General features: G+C 56.1%; 10 protein-coding genes and 1 pseudogene. 9 read left to right on the forward strand and 2 right to left on the reverse strand.

Annotation, left to right across the window (positions count from 1 at the left end; translation table 11 throughout):
* Positions 1 to 260 (forward strand): hypothetical protein (locus tag PPP56_RS06050; RefSeq protein ID WP_353563139.1); only part of this gene is annotated, 260 nt, incomplete at its 5' end.
* Between the two features lie 259 nt (positions 261 to 519).
* Here the strand turns inward: PPP56_RS06050 and PPP56_RS06055 are convergent.
* Positions 520 to 1,302: pseudogene (locus PPP56_RS06055) on the reverse strand (IS5 family transposase).
* A 132-nt stretch (positions 1,303 to 1,434) separates the two neighbouring features.
* On the opposite strand from PPP56_RS06055, the gene PPP56_RS06060 reads away from it, so the two are divergent.
* The 7 genes from PPP56_RS06060 to PPP56_RS06090 all read left to right on the forward strand — a co-directional run bounded on the left by PPP56_RS06060 (position 1,435) and on the right by PPP56_RS06090 (position 7,615).
* Positions 1,435 to 2,178, forward strand: a complete 744-nt coding sequence (locus tag PPP56_RS06060) for a sporulation delaying protein family toxin (RefSeq protein WP_353563140.1) — start codon at positions 1,435 to 1,437, stop codon at positions 2,176 to 2,178.
* Between the two features lie 72 nt (positions 2,179 to 2,250).
* Positions 2,251 to 2,715 (forward strand): hypothetical protein, encoded by a 465-nt coding sequence (locus PPP56_RS06065; RefSeq protein ID WP_353563141.1) that lies wholly within the window; start codon positions 2,251 to 2,253, stop codon positions 2,713 to 2,715.
* Between the two features lie 268 nt (positions 2,716 to 2,983).
* A complete protein-coding gene (locus PPP56_RS06070; protein WP_353563168.1) occupies positions 2,984 to 3,388 on the forward strand; it encodes an SdpA family antimicrobial peptide system protein in 405 nt (134 codons plus the stop codon).
* Positions 3,382 to 4,323 (forward strand): sporulation-delaying protein SdpB family protein, encoded by a 942-nt coding sequence (locus PPP56_RS06075; protein ID WP_353563142.1) that lies wholly within the window; start codon positions 3,382 to 3,384, stop codon positions 4,321 to 4,323. Before PPP56_RS06070 ends, PPP56_RS06075 begins: the two co-directional genes overlap by 7 nt.
* Before the next feature lie 326 nt (positions 4,324 to 4,649).
* Complete coding sequence (locus PPP56_RS06080) at positions 4,650 to 4,964, forward strand: hypothetical protein (RefSeq protein ID WP_353563143.1); 315 nt, start codon at positions 4,650 to 4,652, stop codon at positions 4,962 to 4,964.
* A 609-nt stretch (positions 4,965 to 5,573) separates the two neighbouring features.
* Complete coding sequence (locus tag PPP56_RS06085; protein WP_353563144.1) at positions 5,574 to 5,975, forward strand: hypothetical protein; 402 nt, start codon at positions 5,574 to 5,576, stop codon at positions 5,973 to 5,975.
* Positions 5,976 to 6,559: 584 nt separating this feature from the next.
* Positions 6,560 to 7,615, forward strand: a complete 1,056-nt coding sequence (locus PPP56_RS06090) for a 6-bladed beta-propeller (protein ID WP_353563145.1) — start codon at positions 6,560 to 6,562, stop codon at positions 7,613 to 7,615.
* 267 nt (positions 7,616 to 7,882) lie between these two features.
* On the opposite strand, the gene priA is transcribed toward PPP56_RS06090, so the two are convergent.
* A complete protein-coding gene (priA, locus tag PPP56_RS06095; protein WP_353563146.1) occupies positions 7,883 to 10,348 on the reverse strand; it encodes a replication restart helicase PriA in 2,466 nt (821 codons plus the stop codon).
* A 240-nt stretch (positions 10,349 to 10,588) separates the two neighbouring features.
* Here priA and PPP56_RS06100 point away from each other — a divergent pair, with 240 nt between their 5' ends.
* A complete protein-coding gene (locus tag PPP56_RS06100) occupies positions 10,589 to 12,448 on the forward strand; it encodes an SLC13 family permease (protein WP_353563147.1) in 1,860 nt (619 codons plus the stop codon).
* Positions 12,449 to 12,463 lie beyond the last annotated feature (15 nt).

Raw genomic sequence — 12,463 nt, forward strand, 5'->3', positions numbered from 1 at the left:
TAACCGCTTTGGCCTGGTGGTACTCCGCGGATGGCTCAACCTGGGATGCACCCCCTGCCATCCATGTTGACGATGTATCGTGGGCTGCTCTTCCAATCGTTATGGAAGACGAAACCGTAAAGTCGCCTGCCGCCATCTCGTCTGCTGGACATACGGGGACGTCTGGTGCTGATCAGATGGTCTTTTTTGTCTATCTAATTTGTCCTGTAGAACTGTCTATGTATAAATACTCGGAATACGATATGCTGTTTGCACAATGAGACAGCACCCTATGCAGATTTTTAAATCGGCATCTTTCGCGTATAGAGGCTCATTATTGTCGATTATTAACCAGCGTATTATTGGGGCAAGAGATGAGTTCGACAGTGCCGATATCGTTCTGCGGGCTGTAGTGGGCATTGTGCCTGATTAGTTGTTCCCGAGATCCAAAAACCTGCATGAACTGTTTCATCATTGCTGCAAATTTTTAGCTACTATCATTCGCTATAAACGCTAATTTAAACTAGAGTGTGTTGACAATCACAAGAGCAGGGTCACGATGGACGCCACATGCAGGAAGGCCAGGTAGTTACGGGCGGTCTTCTCGTAGCGGGTGGCAATGCGCCGGTAGTGTTTAATGCGACCAAAGAACCGCTCGATCTTATTCCGGTCTGCATACAAGTTGGTGTCAATCTCACGCCAGGTTGTCCGGTTCTTTTTTGGAGGGATGACTACTTCCGCCTCAAGCGCTTCGATGTATGCAATGAACTCATCACTGTCAAAGCCCTTGTCGCCAATCACCGCCCCCGGCTTGAAGCCTTTAACCAATGGCTCGGCCTGGGTGATATCGGCTCGTTGGCCTGGTGTTAAGATGAAACGCAAAGGGTTGCCTAAAGCATCTACGGTCGCATGTACTTTCGTAGAGGAAACCCTGTTTGCAAGCCACCACGCGAACGACCGAGTGCTTCGGCAGTGGCATTAGTTTTTTTGGCCGGCTGCGCACTGATGCGCACGGACAGTGGCCCGTTCGACCATCATCCACTCCAAGTCCGGCTCCTGCAGCGCCTCGAAAACATGCTCCCATACTCCTTAGCGTAGAGATTTCTACGCGTTCGACCACCGATTGAACCGCTGATATACTGAGTTCCAGTTGCCAAAGCGCTCGGGCAGGTCGCGCCATGGAGCACCGGTTCGAGCAATCCAGAGCACCGCGTCGATAAAGAGGCGGTTGTCGGCGGCGGTTCGCCCGGGATCGGCCTTTTTGCCGAGGAGGAGCGGCTCAATGCGCTCCCACTGGTCGTCACGAATGGCGTAGCGTCGCATAGTTGTTGTGCATGAGTGCTCGTGAAGTAAGTAGAGGCTTTAAATAAAGGTCATCAAGTATCCGACACTAAACCGAGATTGTCAACACGACCTAATAGTGACATGCTTACACGCAGTAGTCTTGTAACTGGGGTGCTTACCCTACTTTTCGCGCTCTCCTTTTTCATCATCGGGTGCGGAGACACCGGATCGCCGGTCGATCCCTCAGCCGAACAACCTGACGATGTGCTCGAACAACAGCAAGTATATCTGGAGAATGTCGACGGGGAAGACATCTATCGCGCTTTTGTCTTTGCCCAAGGTCCGGTAACCGGTTTGATTCCGGAGCTCTTCGGAGACCTCGACCACCAGACAATGATAGACAACATGTCGGCAGATGACGCTGCCGAATATGCTGAGCACATTGAAGGCGTAAGCGAACAAGAGCTGACCGACGCCTGGAAGAATCAAGAGGAGGAAGAGGTTGGAAAATTGGACCAGGAACTCAATACGTTAAGCGAAGAGGTTATCGGTCACATTCGGTCAGAGCATCCGGGCTATTTCGACAGACTCGAAAATCGAATGAAAAGCGGTGATCATCTTGGAGTTCAAGCCGCGCTGGCGTCGATTGGAGAGGTAACCGTGCCCGCACTTGCAAAGGTGCTGGATGTCTCTGAGGATGTCATCAGAGGTGATGTTGCAACGCCCTCGCCAAAGTTTTTTGCTATGGCCGTAGCAGTGGCAGCTGCCGCTGTAGCCGCCGCGGTGGTAGTGGTCAACGTGGCAGCGGTCGTGAATGTGGTCATAGAATTTGAAGAAGAGGACGAACCTGAGGCAGCATCCCTGCAAGGCGAGATAATTACTGACCTCGTTGTCAAACGCCTTGCTCAACATTGAAAATTGACGTAGAGCGATTCGCTGTGGGGAGACCTGTGGAGTGTACAGGTCTCCCTGCTATTTCCACTTTCCATGCCACATAGCAAGCAACTACTTACCGATATGATACATTATTTTCGCCCTGCACTCTTTAGTTTTATACTTAATCTTTTCGCTACCTTAGCGCTCTCTTCTCTGACCGTTGCTCACGCACAAGACGGAAACGTTGATTCTAAAATTGAAGGCTCCTGGAAAGGCACCCTCGAGATCCAACAGGCCGACTTTCGCCTGATTTTTCACGTCGAGCGTGGAGAGGAAGGTGAGCTAATCGGCACCATGGACAGCCCTGACCAGGGTGCCGAGGGTATTCCGATCTCTGCTGTCTCAGTTGAGGAAGAAACAGTCGTCTTCGAGGTCGACGCAATCGACGGTCGCTTCGAAGGTGAGTGGACTGACGAGGGTGCGTTGGAAGGCGCTTGGTTACAAGGTGGGCAGTCATTCCCGCTTGAGCTTGCCCCCGCCGAAGAAAACGGGGCCAGCGAACCGGAAAGGGGTTAACGGTCCAATTCGGGAAAAAGAAGACCGCAGTAATGATTACGTATCCACTATTGCAGTGAGCCACCCAATGTACGTCAGTCCCTTCTTCTTTAGAGGTAGTTCAATATAAATGGGCAATATGAATGATTTCTTCTTAGGAGCGATTGGCTTCATAGCAACAATATCTATAATAGGTATCGCTCTATTTGTTGCGAACGAGGCAACACCCTTTAATCCGACTCAAACCCCATCGCTAGTCGACGAGGGCATAAGTCCCGTTCAGATATGGATGCCACAGGGTTTTGCTTTTTTTACACGTGACCCACGAGAGCCTAGAATCCACCTTTATACCTCTAATGACGGTGAGTGGAAATCCGCCTCATTGGGTCCGTATTCGCGGCCTTCAAATTTCTTTGGTTTAGACCGAAAACCGCGAACGCAGCTTACCGAGTACGCTCTTCTTCTCCATCGTGCGGGAGCGATACTGGGCGAGTGGGACTCCTGTGAAACCTTTCCGGGTTCATGCTTACGACAGGTTTCTGTCGCGGATACGCTAGAAAACACCACTCCCGATCCGACGCTCTGTGGAGACATCGGATTTGTACGGCAGGAGCCTGTTCCCTGGGCCTGGAGCCAGAATAAAGATGAGATCGATATGCCTTCCGAGGTTCTAAAACTCAAGATACTATGTTAAGCTCCCTCGGAAAAAAGATTCGACAGTGGACATACGGAAATCCGTGGACCAATGTATATGGTTTAGCCCGCACGCTTCTGGCCTTGCAAACCGCAGCCGTGCTGGGTTTCAACAGTGCCGATACTCTGTTTACGCCAATGGTCGGGGTACCGGACCCGCCGAACTGCACCTTAATCGCACAGATATCCCTCTTCTGTCTCGTGCCTGCGGGTGTTCTCAACGGTGCACGGTGGGTGGCTGTTTTGATCCTTCTTCTTGTGGCGTCCGGGTGGCGTCCCCACATCACGGGCGTTCTGCATTGGTGGGTATCGTTCAGCTTTTTCGCGACGACAAGTCTCGCAACCGGCGGAGAAGCGATCACAGCCATTCTTACCTTTCTGCTCATTCCTCTCACTCTGACCGACCCGCGGACGTGGCACTGGGAGCAGGTAACGAAGAGCGTCTGGTCAGACTTCTCGGCGTACAGGCGCTTTACAGGATGGGCAACCTACCTCCTCATACGGATTCAGATTGCGGCCATATATTTTCATAGCGCGGCCGGAAAAGTTACCGTCGAGGAGTGGGTAAATGGAACAGCCATATATTACTGGTTTACGGACCCTGCCTTTGGTTTGCCTCCGTGGGCAGAACCGGTACTTCTATCAATGTTGAGTCATGGGATAGTCGTCACAGCAATCACGTGGGGAACGATACTGTTAGAGTTTTTCCTCTTCGCAGGGTTGATCATGGATAAGCGAGGTTGGCCCTATCTTTTCTGGTCGGGCATTGGCCTTCATGCAGGTATCGCAATTTTTGTCGGACTACCGGCCTTCAGCACTGTTATGGTAGGCGCTCTTATTCTGTACCTGCACCCCCTCGAACAAACATTTCAGTTTGACTTCTTGAAATGGAAGCCGCTGACTGATGTGTTTCGAAAATTTGCCCACACAAGATAACAGGAAATAGCTGCTCCAAATTCACGCGACTACCTGGGAGTAAGTGGTTGCGAGGAAACATTTGACTCCGTTCGAGTTCGCTTCTCGCAAACGATGAGGCGTTAAACTCTAGGGGCAGGAGATAAGTCCGTTCCCGAAGTAAGACTGTCTGCTTGAGCACTGACAACACAGCAACTTCTAACCTAATAGCTCTAACTAACAAGATGAAATACCAGCATACGCAAATCGGCTATGTGACGATTTTGGTAGGTCTCGTTGGGCTTGTAGTAATGTACTATAGCTTCAGGGTTAAGTACGGCGAGCTTGGGATCTTCGGGCTTACCCTAATGGGTTTTCTCGCCGTGGTCACCGTCCTCTTTGCTACACTAACCACCGAGATCACGGATCGTACCTTCCGATTCTATTTTGGCCCCGGCTTCTGGACGCGGGAGTTCCCTCTTGAGGACATCCGCAGCGTTGAGGTGGTTCAAAACTCTGTCTTGCACGGCTGGGGCATTCGGTATATCTTCGACGGATGGCTGTACAACGTGTCGGGCCTTCAGGCCGTCAGGCTTGACATTGGCGGAGAGGAGACGATCCGCGTGGGTACCGACGAACCGGAAGCGTTGAAAGAAGCGCTGAACCAAGTGGTACGTCAGTAGGAGCGCACGGCCGTATGAATCGCCAGCGGTGCGTTACAGCACCTCCCCCCGCGGTGGAAACGACTGCTGCTGACGGTAAAGCCGGTCGAAACCGGAGGTGATTTCAGCGCATCCTTATTTTCGTTTTACCCTGAAAATGGGAATAAGGCGGTGCGCTGTTTTCATCCGCCCATTCACGCTTCCATACCTCCATACCCAACGGAGCATGCGGAGTTGGTATCACAGCAAATCCAGCGCATCCATGTCAATCGAGACGTAGTGATTCGAGGGCGGAATTCCGCCTCATAGAATACAGGTGCGTTATGTAGAGCGAGAGAGACAGAGAATGGACAGGTGGAAGATAGTAGGATAGAATGAGCGGTAGCCCTCCGTTCACATTTTGATAACATTTCAGGCTTGCATGGCGCTCGTTTTTTTTCACGTTAAAAGCGTGTCAAAGAACGACAGTCAAATCACGTTATGCTTCGCCCCTTACACAAAGTCGGCATCGGGTGTGTGGTGTTGGCCCTAACCGCTTTGGCCTGGTGGTACTCCGCGGATGGCTCAACCTGGGATGCACCGCCCGCCATACATGTTGACGATATATCGTGTGCAGCACTTCCAATCGTTATGCAAGACGAAACCGTAAAGTCGCCTGCCGCCCTCTCGTCTGCTGGAAATACGGGGTCGCCTCGCGCTGATCAGATTGTCTTTTTTGTATATCGTCCGCATGACTGCTACACCAATCGGGGCGCGATGGACCGCTGGCATGAACTGGCAGCTTCGCATGAGCAGGTGCAGGCGATCAATGTGCTCAAGGAGCGTGGCGTGACCTCTGCCCGGCGCTACCTCTCCGAGTTTGCTACGCCGTATCCGACCCGCATCGACACGACGGAGTGGTTTAATCATACCCTCGGAGTGGATCGTACCCCGGCGGTCGTGCTGATTTCGGGAGACGAAACGCCGCGTATTATATCGCCCTCGGAGCAGCGATCTGACACCGACCGTCGCCGACTGCTTGATGTGTCATAGGCGCTTGTTTACCAGAATGATTTAACCTACGCCTTGCGTCCAAAACTTCGTTCCAGACATTGATTCCACACCCATCGGCATGGGGGCCGGATGGACAGCGCTTCTGTCTGCTCGGTGCCGAAGACGTATCCCTTCCCCATTCTTCGTATTCTCTATCAATGAACCCTCATAAACCGATGACTGATTCATCTTTATCGGGCCGACTGGCCCACTTCCTGAGTTCGGCGTTTTTGGCCCTTGCATTGCTCATGGCTGTTGGGGTTGCCACTTATGGAGTAGGCGCAGCAGAAGTCGGGGCCACTACCTCTTCAGTTTCAACGAGTTCAGAGCCTTGCTCTAACACTGTTGGGGATAACCTCTGTGAAGGTCAGCCTCTCGATTGTCTTTGCGAAGTAATTGTCACACCTGGGAATCCACTTCCACATGATACAGAGCCTATTCTTCCTCACCTCACGTACTGATCGGTATGTGCAGCCCTTGCAATTCAGCAAGGGCTGCACTTTTCCCTCAAGATAGACTGAAATATGTACAATATTCGGACCTTCGTCGTAGTTGCTTGCACTTTTCTCGTGCTTTCGGCTTGCATGGGAGATTTCTCATCAGACCCCGAAGTCCGTACGCTATCAGCGAGTGGGCAGCTGATACCTGTTGACACCATCGCAATTCAGGAGACCGATGAGGATTACATCGGTCGTTACACCGGAGCATTCGTGACAACCGACCCGTTTCGGGTGTACATTGCCGACATACAGCGACACCGAGTTGCGGTGCTCAACCGAGAAGGTGCAATTCAAACGTATATTGGGGCTCCCGGCCAAGGCCCCGGCGAATTACGCAACCCGCACACCGTTTCTGTGAGCGGCGACACGGTGATTGTGAATCAGTCCTATGGGCGGGGCTACGCGGTATTTGACACAGCAGGCACCTTCTACCGCACGGATCGCCTTCCCGAAGGCTCGTGGAGTGCAGGCTCGACACCGTTTCTCCTGGCTGATAGCACGTACATCTATCCGCTCGAACAGGTTGATTCGCGCGAACAAGGGCTGGAGCGATCCGCGGAGCACACGACAATGGCCCGCCTGGACGCCACACTCAACGTGATCGACACGTTTGGCATATTTCCAGAGTTGTACCACGGATTTTCGCACGTGTCTACTGAGCGTTCCGCAGATCTCGTTGGAGATGATCGGCTTGTTGTGGGATATGACCTAACACCTGATGTCCAACTCTATGATATCTCAACTGAGGAGTATGAACGGATCGACATCATTCGATTAGAGCACCCGGAATTCAAACATCCAGAAGAGGAAGTCACAATGGAGCTTGCTGGAGATCGCGACGACCTCTATGAACGTATGGCGCGCATATCACGGGTACATCGCACCTACGGATTTGAAAACAGAGCTGTCGTTCAGTCCTTCCACAACCGTACTGCAGCGTACTACGGTCGGCAACGCGACAAGAGCGAGCAAGAGCATTTCGCTATTATTGGACATCTGGATACCAACCAGCAAGAAGCCCTGTCGCTACCCGGTCCGATTCTCGCCCGCGACGACGCCAACCGCATCTACGTCGAACTCGACCCCACGCCCGACCAGCGCAAAATTGGCGTGTACGAAGTGGTTGGGTGGGACAATTGAGTGTGGACGTGTGGAGAAATGGATGTTTGGATGTGTGGACGTTTAAAAGACACAGGCTGAAAGCTGCTCTGGCTGGTATAGGCGCTTGCAGTAAAACCTTGCATGCGAATACGAGAGCCTGCTATTCTCAAATAGAAGATATAACTGGACTGCAACTCACCCTTATTTTCGTTTTAGGCTGAAAATGGGAATAAAGCGGTACGCTGTTTTCATCCACCCATTCACGCTTCCATACTTTCATCCCCAACAGAGCATGCGGCGTTGGTATCACAATAAATCCAGCGCATCCATATCAATCGACACGTAGTGATTCGAGGGCGGACTGCCGTAGGCATCGCGGGCGTGGCGGAGGGCGCGCTGCAGGGCGCCGGGGCCAGCGGTGGTTTTGAGGATCGTGCGGTAGCGAAAGTAGCGCTGCACGCGCTGGATGAATGCCGGGTTCGGCCCCAGAATGTCGATGCGGTCGCTGCGCTCCTGGAGGCGGTTCGTCCACCGGGTGGCGAGGTGCTCGGCATCCTCCTGCTTGGGCGCGCGGAACTCGACCGAGGCCACATTGCCAAACGGCGGATACCGCAGCGCCTTGCGCTCCTTTAGTGCATGCTCGGCGAAGGCGTTGTAGTTGTGCGTCTGGGCAAAGCGCAGCGCGGCGTGGTCGGGATTGCGGGTCTGTAGCAGGACCGTGCCCGCCAGATCAGCGCGTCCGGCGCGGCCTGCGACCTGCGTAAGAAGCTGAAACGTGCGCTCTTCGGCGCGGAAGTCTGGGAAGAGCATCCCCACGTCCGCATCCACCACGCCCACCAGCGTAACCCGCGCAAAGTCGAGGCCCTTCGCGATCATCTGCGTGCCAAGCAAGATGTCGCCCTCCTCTCGAAACGCGCTCAACAGCGCGTGGTGCGCGCCTTTCTGTCGGGTCGTATCGCGGTCCATGCGCAGGACGGTGGCCTGGGGCAGCTCGCGCGACAGCATTTCCTCCACGCGCTGCGTGCCGGTGCCGATGCGCTGCAGGGCGTCGGATCCACACGATGGGCAGTGCGAGGGCGTGCGACGCGTGAAGCCGCAGTAGTGGCAGCGCAGCTGGCGTCCGTGGCTGTGCTCGGTGAGCGATACGGAGCAGTCGGTGCAGTGCGGCACCCAGCCGCAGTCGGCGCACTCGATGACGGGCGCATAGCCCCGCCGGTTTTGCAGCAAGAGTACCTGCTCATCACGCTCGATGCGCGTGTGGATGGCCTCCAGCATCGGGTCCGACAGCGGTCCGTTGAGCTGATGCTTCTTGCGCTGCTTCGTAAGGTCGAGGATCTCCACCTCGGGGAGTTGCGCCACCGTGCCGTCGGTCGTGGGCACGCGCTCGGGCATCGACAGGCGGGTGTACTTGCCGCGGCGTGCGTTCATGGTGCTCTCCAGACTGGGCGTAGCCGAGCCCAAGACGCACACGGCATCGTTCATGTGGGCGCGCATCACGGCTACATCGCGGGCGTGGTAGCGGGGGGCCGGATCGAACTGCTTGTACGACGCCTCGTGCTCCTCATCCACCACAATGAGACCCAGGTTATCGAGCGGCGCCAGCACCGCCGAGCGCGGGCCAATCACGATCCGCTTGCGTCCGTCGCGTAGCGCCTGCCACGTGTCGAAGCGCTCGCCCGCGCTCATCTGCGAGTGCAGCACCGCCACCGTATCGCCCACGTGTGCCCGAAAGCGCTGCACGGTCTGCGGCGTGAGGGCGATTTCGGGCACCAGAATAATGGCGCTGCGTTCGGCCTCAACGACCTGCTTCAGCGCGGCGATATACACCTCCGTCTTGCCGCTCCCCGTAATGCCGTGCAGCAGAAAGGCATGGTAGGATGCGTCAGCGATCTTGGCTTCGAGGGCGTTCAGTGCATCCTGCTGAGCTGGATGCAGCGTGTGGTTGGGCGGATCGCCCGGCGGCGGCAGGTCGCTTAGCGGCGAGCGATGCACGCGCTCTTCGGTGCGCTCCACCAGGCCCTTTTCGACAAGGCTGTGGATGGTGCTGTACGGCGCATCGAGCGCATCCACGAGGTCGGCTTGGCGCACGGGGGCGCGGCGCTGTTCGTGGGCGGTGGCCAGCGTGCGCATCACGGCTTTCTGCTTGTCACCACGCAGCGACTCAGCGGCATCGCGGGCGGCGCTGCGGGACTGAAACGGCCCCGCCAGTTGCAGGTGAGTTTCGGTTTTGGCGGATACGGAGGGATCGCTCAAGGTGGTGGTGAGCTCCAGCAATCCGGCGTCGGCCCAGGTTCGGATGCGTTGCAGCGAAACCGATAGGCCCAGCCGCTTCCGCAAGGCGCTCAGCGTAGTCGAGTCGTGCTCCGCCAGGTCGCGCCGCACGGATTGCGCGTCGTCATCGTCGGGCCAGGCGGCGGCCTCCGCCTCCCCCAGCGCCAGCCGCCGTTCGGTCTGTACGGTGAACCCGGCAGGTAGCGCGGCCTTCAGCGCCTCGCCCCAGCTACACACGTAATAGTCGGCAATCCAGCGCGTCAGCCGCAGCAGCTCGGGCGGGCACGTGGGCCGCTCGTCGAGCACATCGTCGAGGGAGCGGAGCCAGAAGTCCACGTCGTCGGGATCGGGGCCTTCGCCGGTGATAACGCCGGTGAGGCGGCGTCCGCGAAACGGCACGAGCACGCGGCAGCCGGGCCGGGCGTCGGCCTTCAGCGCAGGCGGCACGGCGTAGGAGAACACCTGATCGAGCGGCAGCGGCAGAACGACGTTGACGGTCATACGAGAGAAGTTCGGCGGAAGGGGAGAGCGAGCCCGGTTGGCGCGTACGCCCTAACCCGCATGGACATGAGAAGTTGACAGGGCGTGCAGCAGCTCATGCCGAAATCTCTGGCAATCGTAATAGAATGCCAACGGTGGAACGCTCTTTTTGCGCCGTGCATTTCGGAAACGTGTTTTGTGTCTGCAGCTCCTGGCTGCTGGTTCGTCTGCTGTCTTCATTCCTGCACCAGTGTACCCTTCATGGTATCTCTTGTTGATCTGACATGGCCGCTGATACAAGCTGCTGCAACAAGCTCGGAACTGACCATCGACATGCTGGTCGTTTTCGGAATTATTGCTGCGGCGCTGGTGCTATTCATAACCGAGTGGTTGCCGCTTGACATCACCGCCATGGGCGTGCTCGTGGCGCTTATCGTGCTGGAACCCTGGACGCAGATCAGTCCGCAAGACGGACTGATGGGGTTTGCGAACCCGGCTACGATTACGGTGCTGGCTATGTTTGTGCTCAGCGAGGGGGTGCGGCGTACCGGGTTTATCCAGTGGCTGGGCGATAAGTTTGTGGAGTGGGGTAAGGACAGTTCGTCGAGGCAGTTTGCGATGCTCACGGGGCTCTCTGGCACCACGGCCGGCATGATTAACAACACCCCGGTCGTAGCCATGATGATTCCGATGGCAAACGACATCGCCAAAAAGACCAAGACCTCTCCGTCGAAGTACCTGATGCCGATCTCATTCATCTCGATGATCGGCGGGATGCTTACGGTGATCGGGACCTCGACCAACCTGCTGGCGAGCGATATTTCGGGGCGGCTGATCGACCGGTCGTTCACAATGTTTGAGTTTACCCACCTGGGGGCGATTCTGCTCGTCATCGGCTTCCTGTATCTCTTCTTCGTGGCACGCCACCTCATTCCGGAGCGAATCAGTCCTGAGGAAGACCTGGCCACAGGCTTCGAGATGGACCAGTATCTGACCGAGGTTGCCGTCCGCGAGAACTCCGAGCTTGAAGGAAAGACGGTTCGCGAGGTGGTGCGCGCGTTGAGCCTTGATGCTGACATTGTGCATCTCATTCGCGAAGGCGAGAAATTCTCGCAGCCGCTGGCCCGGAAGGAGGTGCGACCCGACGACCGGCTCATGATTCGGACCGATCGGAATACGCTGCTGCGCCTGCTTGAGCGCGAAAACCTGCGCATCGCGCCGACGACGGCAGGACTTGCCGACGGCGACGAAGGCGACCCCCAGGCGCCGCGTCGCCTGGTAGAGGTTGTGATGCTGCCCGACACCGATCTGATGGGCGAAACCATCGGGTCGCTTCGTTTTGAGGAGCGCTACGAGGCCAACGTACTGGCCATTCGGCGCGGGCGTGAGGTGGTGCACGACCACCTGTCAGAGTTTAAGCTTCGTGGAGGCGACTCGCTGCTGGTGCTGGCTTCCGATCAGGCGTTTAAGCAGCTTGGTCAGGATCGCCGCTTCATCGTAACGCGCGAAGAAGAGCCCCCAAAGCAGCGTATAGCTAAGATGCCCATTGCGCTCGGCATTGTAGCCGCAGTTGTGGGACTGGCCGGAGCGGGTGTGATGCCTATCCTCGTGACAGCCCTTCTTGGCATGCTGGCTATGGTCGCAACCGGATGCCTGCGCCCCAACGAGGTGTACGACTCGGTTGACTGGCCGGTGATCTTCTTGCTGGCCGGTATGATTCCACTCGGCACCGCGATGGAAGAGACCGGAGGGGCTGCATATCTGGCCAGCTATGTGGTAGACCTGGCTAAGGTGCTTCCGGGCCTCGCGATGCTCTTTGTGTTCTACCTCTTTACTGCACTTGTTACGCAAGTCGTAAGCAACAATGCCAGTGTGGTGCTGATGATACCGGTAGCTGTTGACGCAGCCCGCCTCATTGGGGCCGACCCATTCTCTTTCGTGCTGGCTGTTACCTTTGCTGCCAGCACGGCTATGCTAACACCTATCGGCTACCAGACTAACCTGATGGTGTACGGCCCTGGCGGGTACACCTTCGGCGATTTCTTTCGGATTGGCGCTCCCCTTCAACTCATCTTGGCTGTAGCCACCGCGCTGGGCATCTACGTGTTCTGGGGCGTGTAATCGCAGGACGTGCAC

The organism is Longimonas sp., assembly GCF_040409695.1.
In the GTDB taxonomy this organism is placed as follows: Bacteria; Bacteroidota; Rhodothermia; order Rhodothermales; family Salinibacteraceae; genus Longimonas.

What these genes read in the sequence shown, in the direction of transcription:
- PPP56_RS06100 (WP_353563147.1), top strand. Translation starts at nt 10,589, where the DNA reads ATGGTATCTCTTGTTGATCTGACATGGCCGCTGATACAAGCTGCTGCA.
- priA (WP_353563146.1), bottom strand. Translation starts at nt 10,348, where the DNA reads ATGACCGTCAACGTCGTTCTGCCGCTGCCGCTCGATCAGGTGTTCTCC.
- PPP56_RS06080 (WP_353563143.1), top strand. Translation starts at nt 4,650, where the DNA reads ATGGGTTTTCTCGCCGTGGTCACCGTCCTCTTTGCTACACTAACCACC.
- PPP56_RS06085 (WP_353563144.1), top strand. Translation starts at nt 5,574, where the DNA reads ATGCAAGACGAAACCGTAAAGTCGCCTGCCGCCCTCTCGTCTGCTGGA.
- PPP56_RS06075 (WP_353563142.1), top strand. Translation starts at nt 3,382, where the DNA reads ATGTTAAGCTCCCTCGGAAAAAAGATTCGACAGTGGACATACGGAAAT.
- PPP56_RS06065 (WP_353563141.1), top strand. Translation starts at nt 2,251, where the DNA reads ATGCCACATAGCAAGCAACTACTTACCGATATGATACATTATTTTCGC.
- PPP56_RS06090 (WP_353563145.1), top strand. Translation starts at nt 6,560, where the DNA reads ATGGGAGATTTCTCATCAGACCCCGAAGTCCGTACGCTATCAGCGAGT.
- PPP56_RS06070 (WP_353563168.1), top strand. Translation starts at nt 2,984, where the DNA reads ATGCCACAGGGTTTTGCTTTTTTTACACGTGACCCACGAGAGCCTAGA.